At 68.7% G+C, this 18919-nt stretch carries 23 protein-coding genes and 1 tRNA gene; 5 read left to right on the forward strand and 19 right to left on the reverse strand.

Going from position 1 to position 18919, the window contains the following annotated elements:
• Window positions 1–126: 126 nt before the first annotated feature.
• The 5 genes from thrC to J7E87_RS11965 form a co-directional block, all read right to left on the reverse strand.
• Window positions 127–1197, reverse strand: coding sequence for a threonine synthase (gene thrC, locus J7E87_RS11945; protein WP_215092892.1), 1071 nt, complete (start codon window positions 1195–1197; stop codon window positions 127–129).
• A gap of 7 nt (window positions 1198–1204) precedes the next feature.
• Window positions 1205–2506, reverse strand: a complete 1302-nt coding sequence (locus J7E87_RS11950) for a homoserine dehydrogenase (protein ID WP_215092894.1) — start codon at window positions 2504–2506, stop codon at window positions 1205–1207.
• 97 nt (window positions 2507–2603) lie between these two features.
• Window positions 2604–3995 carry a diaminopimelate decarboxylase gene (lysA, locus tag J7E87_RS11955; RefSeq protein WP_215092896.1) on the reverse strand — a complete coding sequence of 464 codons (1392 nt, stop codon included), beginning with the start codon at window positions 3993–3995 and terminating at the stop codon, window positions 2604–2606.
• A 7-nt stretch (window positions 3996–4002) separates the two neighbouring features.
• Complete coding sequence (nrtL, locus tag J7E87_RS11960) at window positions 4003–5046, reverse strand: ArgS-related anticodon-binding protein NrtL (RefSeq protein WP_215092898.1); 1044 nt, start codon at window positions 5044–5046, stop codon at window positions 4003–4005.
• Between the two features lie 55 nt (window positions 5047–5101).
• Window positions 5102–5584: a response regulator gene (locus J7E87_RS11965; RefSeq protein ID WP_374195161.1), complete on the reverse strand. Its 483-nt coding sequence runs from the start codon at window positions 5582–5584 to the stop codon at window positions 5102–5104.
• A gap of 240 nt (window positions 5585–5824) precedes the next feature.
• Between J7E87_RS11965 and J7E87_RS11970 the strand changes: the two genes are divergently transcribed.
• Both J7E87_RS11970 and J7E87_RS11975 read left to right on the forward strand, forming a co-directional pair.
• Window positions 5825–5896: transfer RNA gene (locus J7E87_RS11970), tRNA-Arg, on the forward strand.
• Between the two features lie 378 nt (window positions 5897–6274).
• Window positions 6275–6745 carry a GNAT family N-acetyltransferase gene (locus J7E87_RS11975; protein WP_251017293.1) on the forward strand — a complete coding sequence of 157 codons (471 nt, stop codon included), beginning with the start codon at window positions 6275–6277 and terminating at the stop codon, window positions 6743–6745.
• A 96-nt stretch (window positions 6746–6841) separates the two neighbouring features.
• Here the strand turns inward: J7E87_RS11975 and J7E87_RS11980 are convergent, their stop codons facing one another.
• The 14 genes from J7E87_RS11980 to J7E87_RS12045 all read right to left on the reverse strand — a co-directional run bounded on the left by J7E87_RS11980 (window position 6842) and on the right by J7E87_RS12045 (window position 15774).
• Window positions 6842–8215, reverse strand: coding sequence for a tyrosine-type recombinase/integrase (locus J7E87_RS11980; RefSeq protein ID WP_215092902.1), 1374 nt, complete (start codon window positions 8213–8215; stop codon window positions 6842–6844).
• Entirely contained in the window at window positions 8212–8382 is a 171-nt protein-coding gene (locus J7E87_RS11985; RefSeq protein WP_215092950.1) for an AlpA family transcriptional regulator, read from the reverse strand. Before J7E87_RS11985 ends, J7E87_RS11980 begins: the two co-directional genes overlap by 4 nt.
• An 11-nt stretch (window positions 8383–8393) precedes the next feature.
• The gene (gene repSA / locus J7E87_RS11990; RefSeq protein ID WP_215092904.1) at window positions 8394–9758 is read right to left on the reverse strand and encodes a replication initiator protein RepSA; all 1365 of its coding nucleotides are present in this window, start codon (window positions 9756–9758) and stop codon (window positions 8394–8396) included.
• Window positions 9751–10185, reverse strand: a complete 435-nt coding sequence (locus tag J7E87_RS11995; RefSeq protein WP_215092906.1) for an ASCH domain-containing protein — start codon at window positions 10183–10185, stop codon at window positions 9751–9753. Before J7E87_RS11995 ends, repSA begins: the two co-directional genes overlap by 8 nt.
• The gene (locus J7E87_RS12000; RefSeq protein WP_215092908.1) at window positions 10185–11693 is read right to left on the reverse strand and encodes a DNA cytosine methyltransferase; all 1509 of its coding nucleotides are present in this window, start codon (window positions 11691–11693) and stop codon (window positions 10185–10187) included. Before J7E87_RS12000 ends, J7E87_RS11995 begins: the two co-directional genes overlap by 1 nt.
• Window positions 11693–11908 carry a hypothetical protein gene (locus J7E87_RS12005; protein ID WP_374195162.1) on the reverse strand — a complete coding sequence of 72 codons (216 nt, stop codon included), beginning with the start codon at window positions 11906–11908 and terminating at the stop codon, window positions 11693–11695. The genes J7E87_RS12000 and J7E87_RS12005 overlap by 1 nt, the downstream gene beginning before the upstream one ends.
• A gap of 89 nt (window positions 11909–11997) precedes the next feature.
• Window positions 11998–12318 carry a hypothetical protein gene (locus J7E87_RS12010; protein WP_215092910.1) on the reverse strand — a complete coding sequence of 107 codons (321 nt, stop codon included), beginning with the start codon at window positions 12316–12318 and terminating at the stop codon, window positions 11998–12000.
• Between the two features lie 24 nt (window positions 12319–12342).
• Window positions 12343–12537 carry a hypothetical protein gene (locus J7E87_RS12015; RefSeq protein WP_215092912.1) on the reverse strand — a complete coding sequence of 65 codons (195 nt, stop codon included), beginning with the start codon at window positions 12535–12537 and terminating at the stop codon, window positions 12343–12345.
• Between the two features lie 6 nt (window positions 12538–12543).
• Window positions 12544–13206 carry a DUF2637 domain-containing protein gene (locus J7E87_RS12020; protein WP_215092914.1) on the reverse strand — a complete coding sequence of 221 codons (663 nt, stop codon included), beginning with the start codon at window positions 13204–13206 and terminating at the stop codon, window positions 12544–12546.
• Window positions 13203–13475 (reverse strand): hypothetical protein, encoded by a 273-nt coding sequence (locus tag J7E87_RS12025; RefSeq protein ID WP_215092916.1) that lies wholly within the window; start codon window positions 13473–13475, stop codon window positions 13203–13205. The genes J7E87_RS12020 and J7E87_RS12025 overlap by 4 nt, the downstream gene beginning before the upstream one ends.
• 77 nt (window positions 13476–13552) lie before the next feature.
• Window positions 13553–13729, reverse strand: coding sequence for a hypothetical protein (locus J7E87_RS12030; protein WP_215092918.1), 177 nt, complete (start codon window positions 13727–13729; stop codon window positions 13553–13555).
• Window positions 13730–13734: 5 nt separating this feature from the next.
• A complete protein-coding gene (locus J7E87_RS12035; protein ID WP_215092920.1) occupies window positions 13735–13980 on the reverse strand; it encodes a hypothetical protein in 246 nt (81 codons plus the stop codon).
• An 85-nt stretch (window positions 13981–14065) separates the two neighbouring features.
• Complete coding sequence (locus J7E87_RS12040) at window positions 14066–15424, reverse strand: FtsK/SpoIIIE domain-containing protein (protein WP_215092922.1); 1359 nt, start codon at window positions 15422–15424, stop codon at window positions 14066–14068.
• 5 nt (window positions 15425–15429) lie between these two features.
• Complete coding sequence (locus tag J7E87_RS12045; RefSeq protein ID WP_215092924.1) at window positions 15430–15774, reverse strand: hypothetical protein; 345 nt, start codon at window positions 15772–15774, stop codon at window positions 15430–15432.
• Window positions 15775–15951: 177 nt separating this feature from the next.
• On the opposite strand from J7E87_RS12045, the gene J7E87_RS12050 reads away from it, so the two are divergent.
• The 3 genes from J7E87_RS12050 to J7E87_RS12060 all read left to right on the forward strand — a co-directional run bounded on the left by J7E87_RS12050 (window position 15952) and on the right by J7E87_RS12060 (window position 18412).
• Window positions 15952–16314, forward strand: a complete 363-nt coding sequence (locus J7E87_RS12050; protein WP_215092926.1) for a winged helix-turn-helix domain-containing protein — start codon at window positions 15952–15954, stop codon at window positions 16312–16314.
• A 152-nt stretch (window positions 16315–16466) separates the two neighbouring features.
• On the forward strand, window positions 16467–17708 hold the full coding sequence (locus tag J7E87_RS12055; protein ID WP_215092928.1) for an XRE family transcriptional regulator: 1242 nt from the start codon (window positions 16467–16469) through the stop codon (window positions 17706–17708).
• Window positions 17709–17884: 176 nt separating this feature from the next.
• A complete protein-coding gene (locus J7E87_RS12060) occupies window positions 17885–18412 on the forward strand; it encodes a hypothetical protein (RefSeq protein WP_215092930.1) in 528 nt (175 codons plus the stop codon).
• Window positions 18413–18919 lie beyond the last annotated feature (507 nt).

Raw genomic sequence — 18919 nt, forward strand, 5'->3', positions numbered from 1 at the left:
ACTGGCGACATAGGGCGCACAGGAGGCGCACGATGCGTGTCGCAAGCCACCTGTGCCCCTACGTACGCCGTTGTCCGGCTTGCATTGCTTTCCCCGGGGCACCCGGGGAAAGCGGCAATGGCGGGTTTATGCCAGACCGAGGTGCTCGGCGGCCGCGGCGGCGTCCACCGGCACGGTGACCGGCTGCGGCGCTCCGGCGACCGCCCAGTCCGGGTCCTTGAGTCCGTTGCCGGTGACCGTGCAGACGATCCGCTGGCCCGGGTCGACCTTGCCGAGTTCGGCGGCCTTCAGCAGTCCCGCGACGGACGCGGCCGACGCGGGCTCCACGAAGACGCCCTCCTGCGAGGCCAACATCCGGTACGCGCGCAGGATTTCACGGTCCGTCACCTCATCGATGAGGCCGCCCGACTCGTCGCGCGCGGCAAGCGCGTACTGCCAGGAGGCCGGGTTGCCGATCCGGATCGCGGTGGCGATGGTGGAGGGGTCCTTGACCACCTCACCGCGGACGATCGGGGCCGAGCCGGAGGCCTGGAAGCCCCACATCCGGGGAGCCCGCGTCGACATCTTGTCCGCGGCGTACTCCTTGTACCCCTTCCAGTACGCCGTGATGTTGCCGGCGTTCCCGACGGGCAGCACATGGATGTCGGGGGCGTCGCCGAGCGCGTCGACGATTTCGAACGCGGCGGTCTTCTGCCCCTCGATGCGGAACGGATTGACCGAATTGACCAGTGCCACCGGGTAGTTCTCCGAGAGACTGCGCGCCAGGTTCAGGCAGTCGTCGAAGTTCCCGTCGACCTGGAGGATGCTCGAGCCGTACACCAGCGCCTGCCCCATCTTGCCCAGCGCGATCTTGCCCTGGGGGACGAGGACCGCGCAGACCATTCCGGCCCGTACGGCATAGGCGGCGGCCGAGGCGGACGTATTGCCGGTGGAGGCGCAGATGACCGCCTGCGCGCCCTCCTCCTTGGCCTTGGTGATGGCCATGGTCATGCCGCGGTCCTTGAAGGACCCGGTGGGGTTGGCGCCCTCGACCTTGAGGTGCACCTCGCAGCCCGTGCGCTCGGAGAGAACATTCGCCGGGACGAGCGGCGTACCACCCTCGCCGAGCGTGACGACGGGCGTCGTGTCCGTCACCGGGAGGCGGTCCCGGTACTCCTCGATGATGCCGCGCCACTGGTGGGTGCCGTTGGTCGTCATGGGTCCCTTACTCCCCTTCAACACGCATGATGCTGGCGACACCGCGCACGGTGTCGAGCTTGCGCAGCGCCTCGACGGTCCCGGAGAGGGCGGCGTCGGGCGCGCGGTGGGTGACGACGACGAGGGAGGCCTCGCCGTTTCCGTCCTGTCGACCTTGCTGACGGACCGTGTCGATCGATACGCCGTGCTCGGCGAAGACCGTCGCGACCTGGGCGAGTACGCCCGGCTTGTCGGCCACGTCGAGGCTGATGTGGTACCGCGTCACCACGTCGCCCATGGGGCTCACGGGCAGCTGAGTGTACGCGGATTCACCGGGCCCCGTTGACTCGGCGAGCCTGTTGCGGCAGACGGCGACGAGGTCGCCGAGGACCGCGGAGGCGGTGGGCGAGCCGCCCGCGCCGGGACCGTAGAACATCAGCTGCCCGGCGGCCTCGGCCTCGACGAAGACGGCGTTGTACGCCTCGCGGACGGAGGCGAGCGGGTGGCTGAGCGGGATCATCGCGGGGTGCACGCGGGCGGTGACGGACTTCCCGTCGGCCGCGCGCTCGCAGATGGCGAGGAGTTTGACGGTGCAGCCCATGCGCTTGGCCGAGGCGATGTCGGCGGCGCTGACGTCGGTCAGGCCCTCGCGGTAGACGTCGTCGAGGCGTACCCGGGTGTGGAAGGCGATCCCGGCGAGGATGGCGGCCTTGGCGGCGGCGTCGAAGCCCTCGACGTCGGCGGTCGGGTCGGCCTCGGCGTATCCGAGGGCGGTGGCCTCGTCGAGCGCCTCGGAGTAGCCGGCGCCGGAGCTGTCCATCTTGTCCAGGATGAAGTTCGTCGTGCCGTTGACGATTCCCAGCACCCGGTTGACCTTGTCACCCGCGAGGGACTCACGCAGCGGCCTGATCAGCGGAATCGCGCCGGCGACCGCTGCCTCGAAGTAGAGGTCCTTGCCGTGCTCCTCGGCGGCGGCGTAGAGGGTCGCGCCGTCCTCGGCGAGCAGTGCCTTGTTGGCGGAGACGACGGACGCGCCGTGCTCGAAGGCGGAGGTGATGAGGGTGCGGGCAGGCTCGATGCCGCCGATGACCTCGATGACGACGTCGATGTCACCGCGTTTGACGAGGGCGGTCGCGTCGGTGGTGATCAGTGCGGGGTCGATGCCCTCCCGCACTTTGGAGGGCCGGCGGACGGCGACCCCGGCGAGCTCCACGGGAGCGCCGATACGGGCGGCGAGGTCGCTGGCGTGCGTCGTCATGATGCGCGCCACCTCTGAGCCGACCACTCCACAGCCCAGCAGCGCCACCTTCAGCGGACGCGTACGCATCATCCGACCTCGCTTCTCATTACTTCTGCGGCGTGGACCAGTCTCACTCACCGGACGGAAGTTTCTATCCCCTGTCCGGCATGCGAGACATCTATCTCAACTATCCGACGTCAAGTCGCAGGAGATCTTCCTCCGTCTCGCGCCTGACGATCACGCGGGCCTCGCCGTCCCTGACCGCGACGACGGGCGGGCGCAGGACGTGGTTGTAATTGCTCGCCATGGAGCGGCAGTACGCGCCGGTGGCGGGCACGGCGATCAGATCGCCGGGCGCGAGGTCGGCCGGCAGGAACGCGTCCTTGACCACGATGTCGCCGCTCTCGCAGTGCTTGCCGACGACGCGGGCGAGCATCGGCGCGGCGTCGGACGTCCTCGACACGAGCGCGACGCTGTACTCGGCGTCGTACAGCGCGGTCCGGATGTTGTCCGACATGCCGCCGTCGACGCTGACGTATGTACGCAGGCCATCGAGCGGCTTGATGGTGCCGACCTCGTACAGGGTGAAGGCGGTGGGCCCGACGATCGCACGGCCGGGCTCGACGGAGATCCGGGGCGTACGCAGCTTCGCGGCCTCGCACTCACGGGTGACGATCTCGCCCAGGGCCTTGGCGATGTCGTGCGGCTCGCGCGGATCGTCGTCGGAGGTGTACGCGATACCGAGTCCGCCGCCGAGGTCGATCTCGGGCAGCTCGACCCCGTGCTCGTCCCGGATCTGGGCGAGGAGGCGGACCACGCGATGGGCGGCCACCTCGAACCCGGAGGTGTCGAAGATCTGCGAACCGATGTGGGAGTGAATGCCGATGAGCTCGATGCCGTCGAGCCTGAGGGCGCGCCGTACGGCTTCGGCGGCCTGTCCGCCGGCGAGGGGGATGCCGAACTTCTGGTCCTCGTGCGCGGTCGCGATGAATTCGTGGGTGTGCGCCTCCACTCCCACCGTCACGCGGATCTGGACACGCTGGCGCGTGCCGAGGCGCTGTGCGGTGTGCGCGACGCGGACGATCTCCTGGAAGGAGTCGAGGACGATGCGCCCCACGCCGGCGCCGACCGCCCTCTCGATCTCTTCCTGGGACTTGTTGTTGCCGTGGAAGGCGATGCGGTCGGCGGGCATGCCGGCCTCGAGGGCGGTGGTGAGCTCGCCGCCGGAGCAGACGTCGAGGTTGAGTCCTTCTTCGTGGAGCCACTTCACCACTGCCCGCGAAAGGAAGGCCTTCCCGGCGTAGAACACGTCGGCGTCCTTGCCGAAGGCGTCGGCCCAGGCACGGCAGCGGGCGCGGAAGTCGGCCTCGTCGAGGAAGTAGGCGGGGGTGCCGAACTCCTCTGCGAGCCTTGTGACTTCGATCCCGCCGACGGTCGCGACGCCTTCGTCATTGCGCGTGACCGTCTTCGCCCAGACCTTCTCGTCGAGGACGTTGAGGTCGGTGGGCGGGGCCGTGTAGTGCCCCTCGGTCAGGACGTCTGCGTGGCGGGGCCCGGCGGGGTGTGCGGAGCGGCTCATTTTTCTCTCACAGGTAGTCAGGGGCGGTGATGCCGAGCAGGGAGAGGCCACCGGCGAGCACCACCCCGGCGGCTTCGGCGAGCGCGAGCCGGGAACGGTGGGTGGCCAGGGGTTTCTCGCCGCCGACGGGCAGCACGGTGTGCTGGAAGGCGAGAAGGGCGTCTGTGGTGGATTCCAGGTGCCGGGCGAGCCGGTCGGGCGCGCGCAGGCGGGCCGCGGAGGCGAGGACGGCGGGATAGTCGCCTATGGCTGTGGTCAGCGCGGGGGCGTCGACGTGGTTCTGGGGGGCGCTGTCGAAGCCCAGCTGCTCGGCATTGCGGGCAAGGGCGCGGGTGCGGGAGTACGCGTACTGGATACGGAACAGCGGGTTGCTCTCCTGCTGTACGAGAAGGTCGTCCCCGGTTCGCGGCCGGTCGTGCGAGGCGGCGGACAGCAGCCCCCAGCGCGCGGCATCGACCCCGAGGCGTCGCAGCAGGGTGGCCGCTTCATCATCGGCGGGCACGGGCATCACATCGGTACGCAGATGGGGACGGGCCCCCTCGGCCCCGATGCGTACTCCCAGATCGGCCCAGACGGGATCGGCGGCGTCTTCGCAGTAGATACGAGTGAGGGTGCCCTGCGAGAGAAGGATCCGGCGAAGGGCGTCAGCGGTGACGGCCGCTCGTACGTCGGAGCGGCAGCTGGGCTGGGCGAGCTCCCCGGTGAGCTCGGTCCACCCGTACTTGCTCCCCCGCTCCAGGACCTGCCGTACGAGCGCCTGCTGCGCGCCGTCGTCCAGGGTGATGTTGAGGAAGCCGGGCCCGGTGATCTCGATCGCGGCGATCCCGGGGGCCTCGGCGATGCGGGGCCGCAGCATTTCGGCGACGGCACGGGGCTGCTGCCCGGCGGGCCCCGCCAGCCGCAGGGCGACATTGGTGGCGTAGTCCCCGCATCCACCGGGCCGCGGCCGCTCGACGCTGACGCTCTCGGGCACGGGCGCGCGCAGGGCACCATCCTCCACCGCGCGGCACACGGCGTGCAGCACGGTACGGGAGAGCTCAGCGGGGGTCACGGGATAAGCGTATGGGAGGGAGGGGGGCCCTTCGCGAACCGGTTTCGCGATGCGGTCAGCCCCGTGCGCTACCCGCCCGCCCGGCACCATGCCTGCCGTCGACGGACGGCGGGCCCTCCCGGTGCATCAACTGCCGTACGAGACGGACCAGCTCGGCCGGCTCGAAGGGCTTGGCGAGAAAGGCTTCCACCCCGGCGCCGAGGCCGGTCTCCACCTCGTACTGCGTACAGGCACTGATGATCGCGACCGGCAGATGGCTGGTCCGCGGGTCGTCCCGCAGCAGCGCGGCGGTCCGGAGCCCGTCGAGGCGGGGCATCACGACATCGAGGGTGACGACATCGGGGCAGACCCGATGCACGACCTCCAGGCACTCGGCACCATCAGCCGCGGTCACGACCTCGAAGCCCTCCAGCTCAAGGTTGACCCTGATCAACTGCCGGATGACCCGGTTGTCGTCGACAACGAGCACTCGGCCGGACGCGCCTGACACAACTCGAGAGTAGGTCGGCGGACAGGCCTGCGTCCGGGTTTTGCCCACTTCCACCCTGTGGGGGCGAGCTGAGCTGGGGGTGGGGGTGCGGGGGTGGGGCTTGGGGGCGCTCTGGGCGAGGGTGGGGGAGGCGCTTGGGGCGGGGGTCGGTCGGGCTCGGGGAGGCGCTTGGGTGGGGGCTCGGTTGGCGCTCGGATGGGTGCTCGGGGAGGCGGAAATACCTGTTCACGGGGACCGCGTGGGAGCTGGTAGGGTTCTACCCGTCGCCGCACAGCAGGGCGGCGGAACGCCCCCGTAGCTCAGGGGATAGAGCAACGGCCTCCGGAGCCGTGTGCGCAGGTTCGAATCCTGCCGGGGGCACCCTGTATGAGGTGCCCAAAGACCCCGCCATCAGCGCTTTCGCTGAGGACGGGGTCTTGGCGTATGTGCAGCTGTATGCGGCTCGGAGCGGCCGTATGTCGGGGTCCGTGGACGAGGCGTGGACGGGATCTTCGAGCATCTGCCCAGGTCAGCCGAGCATAGCAACGTCAAGCCGAGTTGCTCTTCACCAGGAGCTGCCTCGGATGCGGTCACAGGCTGGCGTGCCAGTGCCGCTCTAGATCGTCTGTGTCGAATACGCTGCGAAGACGTCCAGCCTGGCGTCCTGGATAACGCGTACACACAAGGGAATGCGGCCCGGTGGCGACTCTTCACGTCGGCCCGGATGGCGCAGCTGCCGGATGCATGAAGGGGTGTGGCATGAGGTCCCCAGGCGTGCACCTACGGGAGATCACCGACGACAACCGGGATGCCGTTCGTGCCCTCCGCGTCCGACGTGACCAGAAGCAGTTCGTCGCCTCCGTGTCCAAGTCGCTCAAGAAGGCGGCGAAGACGCCGGAGGCCAACCCCTGGTACCGCGCCCTGTACCGTGGCGACGAGCCAGTCGGCTTCGTGATGCTGTCGTGGAAACCGCCGGCTGGTCCTTTCAAAGGGCGGCACTTCCTCTGGCGCCTCCTCATCGACAAGCGGTACCAGAGGCGAGGGATCGGCCGAGAGGCGCTCACGCAGATCGCCGCCCTGGTTCGCGCGGACGGCGCCACCGAGCTGCTGACCAGCTACGAGCCCGGCGACGGCGAACCGTGGCCCTTCTACCAGAAGTTCGGGTTCGAGCCCACCGGGGAGATCGACGACGGCGAGATCGTTCTGCGGCTCACCTTCCCCGCTCGGTGAGCTCATACGGGAAGCCGCGGACAAACAACCGATGGCACACGGCCGAGAGACGAAGCCCCCGGCCTGTGGCTGGGGGCTAACGGCCTACGTGCGTGATCACTCGTATTCGCGCAACAACTCTTCGATCTTGCGGTTGGCGATCTCCTGCCGTCCGTCGAGGCACTTCGCGTAGCGAGTCAGCAGGACCTCAACGCTGTTGCCGGCACGCTCGGCGACCTCAGTAGGGTCGACGCCCGCGTTCAGCCACGTCGACAGCGCCGAGTGCCGGAGGTCGTACGGCCGACCCGCAAGCGGCGAGGCCGCGACGGCAGGCGGAAGCGCGAGGAGCCGGGCCTCCTGCCACACGCGGTAGTAGGTCGAGGACGGGACGACCGAGCCCTTCTCGCTGAAGAACAGCCGCCCGTCGTCCGCCGTGCCGAAGGTGACCAGGTGCTCGCGGAGCACGGCGACAAGGTGTGGCGGGATAGGCACCCGCCTGACGTCCTCGGTCGGACGGTTCTTCAGCCCGCGGTCGTCGTGGGTCTCCCCCGAGTCGGTCCACTGCTTGCCGACCGACGGACGGGTCCGGTGGAGCAGCGCCGAGCCCCAGCCTTGTTCGGGAAGGTTCAGGTCCGTCTCGACGAGGCCGACCCCTTCCGCCGGCCGAAGACCACCGAAGTACATGGCGGCAAACAGACCCACAAGGCGACGACCACGGGCACGCCGGTAACCGCCCACGTAGGAAACGGCCGCCAGGAGATTCCGCGCCTGCTCCGGGTTGGCGACAACCCGGAGGTCAACCTGGTTGGACACCTTCGGCTTCTGCCAGCGGACAGCCGTGATGGGGTTCTCGCGCAGCTCCCCCAGGTCGACGGCGTAATTCGCGGCGTTGACGAGCGTCCGGCGCTTACGCCTCACGGTCTCTGCCGCTGCTGCCGTGCCGTCGAGCTTGAGTTTCAGTGAGTCGAGGACCGCGCGAGCCAAGGCGGGCTCAGCGAGATCGGCGAGCGGTCGGGACGCCTTGGATACCCAGTGAAGAACGTTCCGCACGTCGTCCGGCACTGCCCGATCGTCAGGCCCCGGTAGCACGAAGGCCCAGTTGCGCAGTGCTTTGCGGATTGCCTCGTCGTACGGCCGCCCGGCACGCTCGTCGAGGAGTTCCAGCGTCACGCTGGTGAGGGATTCGTTGATGCCGTCTCGCGTATTGGGGGCGGCATGGGGCCACTTCATGGCGAGGTACCTGAGAGCGAAGGCGTACCACGACACGGCCGACTTCTTCTCTTCCATCGAGGCCGGGTAGCCCGACTCTGTGTCGAACTCCTCGCCGTCGCGCATCGCACGCATTAGCTTCGTGCGGTAATGGTCGGCAAGTGCCTTGGTGCGAAAGGACTCCGAGAAGACATTGCCCGCCACAGACCAGCGGACACCGTACGAGGGTGTCTTGGTGTCTCGCTTACGGACGCTCCAGACTTTCACGTCGAGAGACTTCACGCCGCAGCCTCCAACTGCCGCAGCCAGGTCAGAAAATCACTCCGCCAAACTCGAAGTTCCCCGTTGGGCAGCTTGAAAGCAGCCGGCCCCTGCCCGAGCTCGCGCCACCGGTAGAAGGTCCGTCGAGATACGTCACCGAGTTCGGCCAGGATCTGTGGAACTGTCATCAGCTCGTCTTTCACGTCATCGCTCCTTCCGGTGTGCGTTGGTCTTGCATGGCTTCGCGTGCGGTTTCTCGGTTGAGTCGGATGTCTTCGGCGATGGATGCGGCGAGGGCGGATTCGCCGGGGGTGTGGCCGTGGCCGGCGTAGCGCCAGTCGGCGAGCACGAGCGTGGTCTCGGGTTCGGGCAGGCCGAGGGCTTGGCGTTGCTCGGCGGCGCGGTAGTCGGCGCGGAGCTGGCGGCGTTCGCCGAACGTCGATGAGTAGCGGCGGGACTTGGTCAGGAAGTGGCCGCGGAAGCCGAGCATGTGTGCCCAGGCCCAGAGCTTGCGGTCCGGGTAGAGCGGATCGAGGTCCCAGCAGGCGCGAATGAGCCGCCGTGCGTGGTCGGGTACGTGGTGCTGGTCGAGTTCGGCGAGTTCGCCGATGCGGCGGTCGAGTGTGCCGGTGGTCTCGGCTGCTTTGGTGGCGTACTTAGCGACGTAGGCGGCCACCTTCTGCTCGGTGATGTCGTCGCTGTCGAACGCCGTGATGGGCCGGACGTCGAGCTTCTTGCCCCAGCACAGCGTGCGCGCGGGCTGCCCGTCGACAACGGGCACGGTAACCGTGGTGTAGGGGTGCTTCCTGGCTGCGCGGATCGCTTGGGTGAGCAGGTCGAGCGTGGCCCACCGCGGTGGCAAGGTGCCGGGGCCGTCGGGTCCGTCGATGCGGATCACGGCGTGGAAGTGGATGGCACCGCGCTTTTGGAACTCCGCGACCTTGTTGAATGACAGCCGGGCAGCCTCTTTGAAGGCTTTCTGTGTGAGTCCTGCGGCGGCGGCGAGTTCGCGGCGGAGTCGGTTGATGAACCGGTGCCACAGCTCTCCTGCGTGGTTGTTGAACAGCACTGCGCCCGCGTAGTCGTACGTCGCCGGGTCAAGCGGAGTGCCGAGCGCGGGATCGTCCTCACGGTGGCGCACGCCGCAGCGGCAGCGGCCGGTGTCGGGAATGTTGTGCACGCGGCCGAAGGACGGGGCGGTCAGGGTGGCGAAGACGCGGGGCCGCTCACGGACGGCGGTCGGGATGTTCATGGCTTCGTCGCCGGACAGGCCCGCTCGCACCAGGCGGTAGGCATCGCCGGCGTAGAGGTAGGCGCAGGGCTGGCAGCGGGAGGCGCGGCGGTTGCCGCAGGCGATGCGCAGCCGGCCACCGGGCTCATCCTGAGTGGAGTAGGTGTGCAGGACCTGGCCGGTGGTCTTGTCGCGGGTCAGGCTCCAGCCGGTGAGGTGGATGGGCTGGGCGCAGCCGCCGGTCCTCTTGATCTGGTCTTGCCAGCGGTCGAAGTCGGGGGCCGAAGCCACCCTGAGCAGGTCGCCCAGGGTGGGATCGAGCGTGTCAGCCACGGGCTGCCTCCAGCGCGTCGGCGAGGAGCGGCGCGGCGAGCAGGCCAGGGGGCGGGGTCCACAGACCACGGTCACCGGGCCAGAACAGCGGCGCGGCGAGCGGGGTCACGTCGGTCAGTCGCCAGTGGTAGCGGCCGCGTGCGGACCAGAGCGTGCACCAGCCGTCATCCGTGTGGCAGCTCTCCAGGCGGGCCACGGCGACGATCGCGCCCCGCGGGAAGGGACGGCGCAGGAACGGCCGGGCCAGCGGCGCGTCATGAGCGTTCGGGTCGGTAGTGCGTCCGGCATGGATCAGGACCAGGCCACGGTGATCAGTCGGCCAAGTGCGGTTCTCAATCCGCTTCGTGCCGTAGGCGATCGCGCTCGCCCAGGGCTGCCACACGGTCAGCGCCAGCACAGGGGCGGCGTCGAGTTCGGGTGCGGGCATCAGAGCACCTCCAGGAGGGCGGAGGCGATCCACTGGGCGACGTTGGCGGGCACCGCGTTTCCGGCCTGCTTGGTCTGCTCTCCCCCGTGGCCCAGGACGGTGTAGTCGTCGGTGAAGCGCTGGGCGCGCAGGTGCTCGCGGGCGGACAGCATCCGGAAGTAGCAGTCCTGCGGATCGATCTGTTCGGGGGCGCTGTCTGCACCAAGGACTAAGCCGGCTGACTCGCGGGTGGCGATGGTGTGCAGCGGCGTCCTGGTCGTGGTCGGTCCGCCCCTGCGGTAGGGGATGACCAAGCCGTGGTGGTTGCCGCCAGCGGTGATCGCGGCCAGCGGATCGTTGACTCCCCGGGTGGTGGAGCCGCCGCCGCGGTGCTCGGTGATGAACGGGGCGGGCTGCAGCAGGGCTTCGCTTTCGCGGGTGGTGCGGGTCCGCATGGGCCCGGTGACAGCGGCGGCGTCGGTGTTCCAGCTGCCTCCGACCGGGACGAGCAAGGGCGGGATGGCGATTCCGTCGCCGATCCGGACCGTGCGGGTGGGCAGCGGAGCGGCCAATGCGGGGAACGCGCGGCCGTCGCCCTGGTCGGCGTGGTTGACGGTGACCACGGACGGCACCCGGTGCTTGTCCAGCCCGAGCCGGATCTTGCGGAGGGTGGAGGCTGCCAGCGGTTTCATGCCCCGGGTGGGCCGGTCGCCGATCCGGATGCCGGGGTCGGCCCAGTTGATCGCGCTGGCGGCGGGCCGTACGTAGGGCTCGATGATCTGATGGCGGCAGGCGGTGTTGGGGCAGCGGAAGTCGTACTGCTGACGGTACTTGCCGATCTTCCGGCCGTTGCGCCAGGACTGGACGGCCAGCACGTCTTGCTCGCAGACCGTGCACCACGCGGGCGGGCGGACATCGAGGTTGGGCGCCCGCAGTTCGAGGCGGGTGAAGACGATGAAGATGCGGTCGCGCCATTGCGGGGCGTGCGGGTTGTCGTCCGCGCCGATGTGGGCGGCGGTGACGGAGACGATCTGGTGGCGGAAGCCGAGGATTTCCCAGGCGTGCAGCCACCAGGAGAACAGCGGCCAGGCGGTGGCGAAGCGGGATACGTTCTCGCAGACGACGGCGTCGAAGTTGTGGACTTCGGCGGCGCGCAGGATGTCGTAGGCGGTGGCCCGGGTCCGCTCCCATGCGGCGTCCTGGATGGGTCCTTCCTCCAGGAGATCGAGTTGGCCGGGGGTGGGCGGCGGCTTGGGTCGGCTGATGCCGTCGGCAGGGCTGCCCTCTGTGCAGATCGGGGAACCGACCAGGACCCGGGCCTTGGGCAGTCGCCGCATGTCGTAGTGGTCCAGATCCACGCAGAGGTGTTCCGCCTCGGGGAAGTTGGCCGCATGCGTCTCCACAGCGCGTGCCCAGTGGTTGGCCCCGAGCACCACGTCGAAGCCGGCCCGGCGGAACCCGTCGGAGTCCCCACCAGCGCCGCAGAACAGATGGATCGAAGTCGGCCGGGAAGTGGCGAAGCGGCGCATCACCGGCGTGCCTCCTGCCCGGACGAGACAGCGGGGCGGCGGGTGGTGACGAGCCAGCGGGGGGCGTGGCCGGTGCCGTGGCAGGCCGGGCACACAACACGCAGGGTGGTGCGGGTGCCGTCCTGGTTGCGAGTGCCGGTGGTGATAGCGACGACGGGGAAGCCGTCGCAGTCGGGGCAGATCCGCGCAGCACGAACCGCGAGGTCGGGCATCATGGAGATTCCTTCCGGTTGATGAAGTCGGGTAGGGGCTGGGCCGTCCGGGCGGCGGATGCTTGGCGGTATCGGAGCCGCCCGGGGGCCGGTCAGCGTTTGGTGCGCGTGCGCCCTGCTTTGGGCGTCTTGAGGGCGAGAGTGATGAGCCCGCCCCCGCCGACAAGGGTCGGAACTGCTGTCTTGACCGCGACAGCGGTAGTTGCGGCCACCTTGATCAGGGACAGCACGGCCACGGTGGTGATGTAGACCAGGCCGCACAGCCCGACCGTGGCGACCAGGACCAGGAGCACCGGTCCGGCCCAGGAACGCGGTTGCGTGTGGACGATGACCACCTGGCGGGGGTCGGTACCCGGGGGGATCAGGTCAGCCGGGATGTGGCCACTGCGGAGCTGTGCGTCGGGACGTATCACGAGTGCTTCTCCTTCCGGGGCTGGTTACTTAGTGGTGCCGTTGACGACGTCGACACCGGTCTTGGTGCCGGACTCGATGGCCGGGGCGAGGTAGGTGTCGGCGAGGAGGAAGCCGCCGAGAAGGAGCACGACGACCATCCAGGTCGGCGGGCGGGTGAGCTTGATCCCGAAGTAGCCGACGAGGGCGACCACGACGATCAGCGGCAGTTCGACATTCACGACTGGTCAGTCCTTTCCAGCGAGTTGGGCGGCGATGGCGTCGGCAAGCTGCGGGGGGACACCGAGGCGAGCGCGCAAGGTGTCGGGGTCGATCGGGGCCCCTGTCACGGTTCGGTGCGTGTCGGCGGTCTTGCGTGCGTGTTCCAGGAGCGCAGCGGGCACCGGGATGGCGGGCGGCAGGGCCGGAGCCGAAGGGGTCTCGGGTGCCGGGACCGGGGTGGGTTCGTCGCGGGTGACGTCGATGTCCGGTGCCGGTTCGACAGCCGGGACCGTCTCGGGGCGGGGACGCTCGGGGGTGTGGACGAGGAGGGTGCCGCCGAGGAAGGCCAGCGCAGGCCAGCCGGCCACCAGGATCCGCAGCCAGGCGGGCACGTTGGTCAGGTCGAGCAGGCCCGCGGTCGCGACGTTCGCACCGAGGGACGCGGCGAGAGCGACGGCGAACCAGGTCCACGCGGCGCGGGTCGGGCCGCCATCGGCGCGCAGGATGCGCAGGCGTCGCCACGCTGCGACCAGGAGCAGGTCGACGCTGATGGGGTAGGCCCAGGCTTTCCAGCCGTCCTGGCCAGCTGCGGCGGCGATGTCGTGCAGGTGGGCGAAGGACAGGGCCCCGGCGATCACGGCTTGCACCAGCACGGCATCCGGGCGCAGACGCCCTGTGGATGTCTTCATGACTGGCTCCGAGGGACACGGCCCAGGGCGCGGCCCACGGCGGCACAGTCGGCCGGGGTGTAGGCGGTACGTACCCCAGAGATCGACAGTCCGGCCGCCTGCGCGAGCGAGGCCAAGGTGTAGGGCCGGGGGCTGGTGAACTCCCGCGCGTATGCCAGGCAGGCGCGAATGTGTCGGTCGATCTGGTCACGCTGCTCTCGCAAGGCAGCAAGCTGACGTAGGAAGTCGTCCGGAGCGAGGCCGTCCAGGGCAGTCAGCGGGTCAGGCATGACGAGCTTCTCCTTCCTTAGGGCTGGGCAGGGGCCGGGCGGGGCTCGCAGGTCCGGCCGCCCGGCACCCAGCGGATCTAGTCGGGGGCTTGGCCGGTGCCGAAGCAGGTCAGGCAGAGGGCTTCTTGCCGGTCGCTGCTTTCGCGCTTGCGCCGGCCACCGACCTGGAAGGACTCGGAGACCTGACCGGTCTGGCAGTCCGGACACGGCTTGGGCTTCGCGGTCTTACGGGCCGGTGCCTTGCGCGCGACCATCGCGATCACTCAGCCGTCACGGTCGGGGAGTTGGCGGCATAGCGCTCCAGTGCCGCCACATACTCGGTCGCGGCCGTGGCCAACTCTCGGGCGAAGGCCAGGTGATCGGCGATCGGCACGGAGTTGAAGGCCGAGATGTGCAGCGAGTGGCCCACGCCGTCGACCATGAGGATCGGTGTGCGTTCGGCGCCGTAGTCGGCGAGCCGGATCGTGGTGGAGCCGTCAGCGTAGAAGGCCATCGAGGCGGTCAAGGCAATCATTCCTTTCTGTGTTCGGGCATGGGAGAGGTAGGGGCGTGGCGCGAGGCGGTCACGCCGACCGGGGTGGAGCCAAGTGCTACGGGCCGCTCGGGGCAGCCATCGGCACGGCCGCCGGTGCAGGAATCGCAGGCTGTGGGCGGAATGGGTCCAGGGCCGGGATGTGCGGGGTTAGGTGCGCGAACTCGCGGCACACAGCGGCGACTTCACCCAACGTCGTCTTCGGCGTGCGGATGCGGGACCAGCCGCCCGAGGAATCACCCGCGATGGCGGTACCGGCACGCTCGGCGGCGATGGCGGTAGCGGCCACGACAGCGAGTTCGTTGATGTCGCCCAGGCCCATTTCGGCGGTCTGCTTGTCGTTGCAGCGATGCACCACACGGCCGGTGAGCTGAGCACGCAAGGCCGTTGCGCCCTTGCCGAGTTCGGAGCCGAAGCGCTGCCCGCACACCTCCAGATAGATCCCCACCGCACGGGCCAGCTGCGCGAGGCGGACCAGCTGGGTCACCATGCGATCCCTGCGGACACCGTCCTCCCTGGACGTGCTCAGGAACAGTTCGGCGATCTCATCGATCAGCACCACGATGGGAACCGGGCGCAGCTTCCTGGGCAGGCCCCAGATGTCCGAGGTGATGTCCTCCAGCTGGGTCCCTGGGGAAATGCCCTGGTGCAGGCACAGCAGGTCGAAGCGCTCTTCCATCTCCGCGACCAGCGCATCCAGCAGCCCCTCGGCCTGATCGGGGGTGATGGCGAGTGCGGTCAGGCGCGGGGCGAACGGGGCCTGTTCCACGCCGCGCTTGCAGTCGATCCCGACCAGGGCGACATCCAGCGGCGCCAGCCCTTTGATCAGGCAGCGCTGGTGCATCGACTTGCCGGACTGGTTGGCACCCAGCGTGAGGGAGTGCGGGATGTCCTGGTAGTTCCGCACGTAGGGCAGGCCGTCTTCCCGCAGGGCGACAGTGACGGACAGAGGACCGGAGGGCAGCCGGCGCGGCATCCGTACCCGGGCGAGGATGTCGAATCCCGTCAGCCGCAGATCGACCACGCCGGGTTTGATCTCGGCGACGTGGACCGAGTAGATGCCCCAGGCGTGCCGCAGCCGTTCGGCCGACTTGACCACATCGTCCGGTGCCAGGCCCGCAGCCAGCCGCAGGCGGAGGCGGAGCCCTGTGGCGGTGGGGCGTATCCCGCGAACCTTCGGAATGCCGGGGCGGGCCATCGTGTCGCCGGCGGAGAGCTTGTGGGCGAACACTCGCCACCAGGGCGGGGCGACGGTCAGCTCGCAGGCTTCCATCGACCGGCGGTAGGAGGACAGGACCCGGTACAGCGCGGCCGGAAGACCGACCAGCGTCCAGTACACGGCCGGGGCTTTGACGCGGGCCACCAGGAGCAGGGCGGTGACTATCACCACCAGGACTAAGAGCGTTCCACCGGACATGGCGGTCAGCCCTGGCCGTTGGCGGCGGCCGGAACCTCTGCGGCCATCACGGCAGTGGCGCGGTAGCTGATGCCGTGCCCGTATTCGTTCTCCCACGGGGTGGCCACCAGGCCGGGCAGAGCCACCGGGGAACCGGGGAACAGGTCCGGCTGGATGCCGTCCTCGGCGACCACGACGGTCTCCGCGTCGGGGCGGCCGTCCACGATCACGGCCACGTTCACGTTGTACAGAACCTTGCCCGACTGCTTGTCCTTCGCGATCTCTCCGGTCTCCCTGTTCTTGACCTTGGGCTCGGGGGCCTGGATGAGCATCACCGTCATGGCTTCGGTTTTCACGGGGATCTTGCGCATGATGGAACTCCCTTTCAGGGGATTGGGAGGGCGGCGAACTACTTGGCGGTTGGGCGTCGCCCTCTCGGCTTCTCACGACTGGAATGCCATGAGCTATGCTGCTCTATAGCAAGCTAGAGCACAAGGGGTAGTGCGCAATACAGTGCGCTAGTTCGGACCGCTCGATACCCTCGATCCATGACCGTTGCTGCCCACGATCCGAGGCCCAAGAAGGTGCAGATCGCCGACGCCTTGCGAACGGAGATCACGACCGCCCCACTGCCTTCAGGGCATCGCCTTGCATCGCTTCGAGATCTCGCCGAAAGGTTCGAGGTCACGACGGTCACGATCGGCAATGCGCTCCAGATCCTCATGGACGAGGGGCTGGTCACTTCCGTACCGACGCGTGGGTACTTCGTGCAGATGCCGCCTGCTAACGCGGCGGGGGCGGCGGGCCCTGTTGAGCGGGACGAGATCAACGCAATCCACTCCGAGATCCGAAGACTTGCCGCCCGGGTGGCCGAGTTGGAGAAGCGAGTCGATCACGAGGGCAGCGCCTGACTGGTGACCCACCATGCGCGCTCCGTCATCGGGCAACTAGTGACAGGCTTGGTGTCACTGGGGGACAGCCCTGGTGCCAACCCCCTGTCACCCTCCATGTCACCGGCCTCTGGGATGCCATCCTCGAAGCAGGCACCCCGATGGGAGGGCACATGAGCGACGACCGTCCGGCATGGGCGCGACGCATCGCGGCGGAGCGAGAAGCCCGGCAGTGGTCACAGTCCGAAGCCGTAGCCGCATTGCGAGCACACTCCCCCAAGCGTCTGCCCGAAGGCGCCAGCATGGTTCGGCAGTGGAAGCGTTGGGAGTCCGGCGAGGTCACGCCGAGCGAGTTCTACCAGCCGATCATTGCTGCAACCTTCGGCACGGTGACACACGCGATCTTCCCTGTCGCCAGTCGACGGGACGGCAACGCCGAAATCGTCGCGGCCAGCGGCATGGAGACGCTGGACATCATCAGTCGCTTGCAGGCTTCCGACGTCGACAGCGCCACCCTCGACGCGTTGAGGATCACCACCGATCGACTGTGCTCGGAATACCCCCACCTGCCGAGCGCTCAGCTTGCGATGGAAGGGCGCCAGTGGCTCAAGCGTGTAGCCGGCCTCCAGTCGCAGCGGCTCACACTGGCTCAGCACCGAGAGGTTCTTACGCTCTCCGGCTGGCTGGCCCTGTTGATCGGCTGCGTCGAGTACGACATGGGGGACCGAGCCGCCGCCGAGAGCACACGTCGGGCTGCGCTGTCCCTGGCCCGTGAGGCCGACAATTCCGAGATCACCGGTTGGGCACACGAGATGCGCGCCTGGTTCGCCCTCACGACCAGCGACTACCGCGGCATCCTTGCCGCTTCCCAGGCAGGCACCGAAGCCGCACCAACCCACGGCGTAGCCGTACAGCTGGCAGCGCAAGAAGCCAAGGGATGGGCCCGACTCGGGGACCGTCGACAGGCTGAGGTGGCACTCGATCGCGGCCGGAAGCTCCTCGAAGGAATGCCGTACCCCGAGAACCTTGATCACCACTTCGTCGTGGACCCGGCGAAGTTCGATTTCTACGCGATGGATTGCTACCGACTGCTCGGAGAGGACCGCTTCGCGGAGAACCTTGCTCACGAAGTCATTCGCGCCGGAACGGACTTCGACGGAGCCGAGCGATCTCCCATGAGGATGGCCGAAGCCCGGATCACTCTCGGGGTGGTCGCAGCGCGGCAGGGGGACCTAGATCAGGCGGTGAACTACGGGGAGTGGGCACTCAAGGGAGACCGGCAATCGTTGCCCTCGCTCCTCATGGTGAGCCGAGAACTCGCCTCGATCGTCGACCGCGACTTCGCCAACGAAGTAGCCGGCCGCGACTACTTGGATCACTTGAGCTCGCTCACGCGCACCGATAGGGCTTCCTGAGCGCCCATCCCGCGGTCGATGCCTGGGGCAAGCCGACTCATCTTGGTTCGCCGTCTTCAGGCGCTGACGTTGCGGGGGTGACTCTGCCGGTCCGCCGTAGGCGTGGGGCTGGCCAGCAAGGGCACTCTGGCGCGCGGCTTCCACTTCCGCTCTAATCCGTTGTCATGGATGGAGGCATGGCGGCCATTGTCGGTGCGGCAGTTGGTACTGTCGGCGGCCTTGGAGGCGGCTTGCTGTCTGTGGCCAGCCAGTCCAGGCACCACCGGGAACAGCGGCGTGGGGAACGTGAACGCTGGCGGGATGAAATGCGACGTGACGCTTACAACGCGTACCTGGCCGCGACGCGACATCTGAACGCAGCGTGGTGGAAGGTAGCCGATGAACTGGCGGCGGAAGGAAGCGCGCCGCCCGAGTGGAGAGCTGCCTTCGTCGAGACGCATGATGCCTGGGCCCAGTTCAGTACCGCGTCGTCCGCAGTGGCAGTGGCAGGACCCCGATCGGCAGCCGCAGTCGGAGCAGACCTCCACCGGGCCATGCGGGCCTGGCACATGATTGGCGTTCAGTGGGCACGGGCCGCGATCAGAGACGGTCTGGCACACCTGGATGACTACGAAGCCCGCTTCGAGGCCGCTGCTGCCGCCAAACAAGGCCCCGTTACCGCCTTCCAGGAGACAGCCCGTATAGCCCTGGACACAGAAGACTGAGGGCGAATCGCTGATCCCGTGGGGCGCTAGCGAAGTCGCGACGCGGACAGAGTTTCCCTACATCATCAAGGCTCGCTGCGCTCGCGGTCCGACCGGCGTCCGGCGGTGAGCCGATGACCGCCAACCCAGCCGCCACACGCAGCCCGGCCACACGGGACCGGCCCTGTCCCACGGCCGCCATGCGCCCGAGTGACCCCCAGCAGACGCCCAAGACACCGGCGCACCAAGTCCGGGGGAGGCGGACGCTCGGGAGAACACCACATTGGACGCATCGAGCGTCTGCATTCCCGACCTCCTGAACTGCGGTAGCAGTCTGATCAGAGATCAGAGGTGCCGCACGGAGTGCGGCGGCGCCGGCCGGACGCCGCCGCGCTTGCCCCTCCATGTCTACGCCACCGGGGCCGCACGTCGTCGCCCGCCCGCGCCCACAAGGGGGCGAAAAGAACCAGCCCGGGGGTGGGGACGGTCGGCTCCACGGCTTTACCCCAAGACCGGGAAGTTAGGGTC

It is taken from the genome of Streptomyces sp. ISL-1 (assembly GCF_018614585.1).
GTDB lineage: Bacteria > Actinomycetota > Actinomycetes > Streptomycetales > Streptomycetaceae > Streptomyces > Streptomyces maoxianensis.

What these genes read in the sequence shown, in the direction of transcription:
- thrC (WP_215092892.1), bottom strand. Translation starts at nt 1,197, where the DNA reads ATGACGACCAACGGCACCCACCAGTGGCGCGGCATCATCGAGGAGTAC.
- J7E87_RS11950 (WP_215092894.1), bottom strand. Translation starts at nt 2,506, where the DNA reads ATGATGCGTACGCGTCCGCTGAAGGTGGCGCTGCTGGGCTGTGGAGTG.
- lysA (WP_215092896.1), bottom strand. Translation starts at nt 3,995, where the DNA reads ATGAGCCGCTCCGCACACCCCGCCGGGCCCCGCCACGCAGACGTCCTG.
- J7E87_RS11975 (WP_251017293.1), top strand. Translation starts at nt 6,275, where the DNA reads ATGAGGTCCCCAGGCGTGCACCTACGGGAGATCACCGACGACAACCGG.
- J7E87_RS11985 (WP_215092950.1), bottom strand. Translation starts at nt 8,382, where the DNA reads ATGACAGTTCCACAGATCCTGGCCGAACTCGGTGACGTATCTCGACGG.
- J7E87_RS11995 (WP_215092906.1), bottom strand. Translation starts at nt 10,185, where the DNA reads ATGCCCGCACCCGAACTCGACGCCGCCCCTGTGCTGGCGCTGACCGTG.
- J7E87_RS12000 (WP_215092908.1), bottom strand. Translation starts at nt 11,693, where the DNA reads ATGCGCCGCTTCGCCACTTCCCGGCCGACTTCGATCCATCTGTTCTGC.
- J7E87_RS12005 (WP_374195162.1), bottom strand. Translation starts at nt 11,908, where the DNA reads ATGATGCCCGACCTCGCGGTTCGTGCTGCGCGGATCTGCCCCGACTGC.
- J7E87_RS12020 (WP_215092914.1), bottom strand. Translation starts at nt 13,206, where the DNA reads ATGAAGACATCCACAGGGCGTCTGCGCCCGGATGCCGTGCTGGTGCAA.
- J7E87_RS12025 (WP_215092916.1), bottom strand. Translation starts at nt 13,475, where the DNA reads ATGCCTGACCCGCTGACTGCCCTGGACGGCCTCGCTCCGGACGACTTC.
- J7E87_RS12030 (WP_215092918.1), bottom strand. Translation starts at nt 13,729, where the DNA reads ATGGTCGCGCGCAAGGCACCGGCCCGTAAGACCGCGAAGCCCAAGCCG.
- J7E87_RS12040 (WP_215092922.1), bottom strand. Translation starts at nt 15,424, where the DNA reads ATGTCCGGTGGAACGCTCTTAGTCCTGGTGGTGATAGTCACCGCCCTG.
- J7E87_RS12045 (WP_215092924.1), bottom strand. Translation starts at nt 15,774, where the DNA reads ATGCGCAAGATCCCCGTGAAAACCGAAGCCATGACGGTGATGCTCATC.
- J7E87_RS12050 (WP_215092926.1), top strand. Translation starts at nt 15,952, where the DNA reads ATGACCGTTGCTGCCCACGATCCGAGGCCCAAGAAGGTGCAGATCGCC.
- J7E87_RS12055 (WP_215092928.1), top strand. Translation starts at nt 16,467, where the DNA reads ATGAGCGACGACCGTCCGGCATGGGCGCGACGCATCGCGGCGGAGCGA.
- J7E87_RS12060 (WP_215092930.1), top strand. Translation starts at nt 17,885, where the DNA reads ATGGCGGCCATTGTCGGTGCGGCAGTTGGTACTGTCGGCGGCCTTGGA.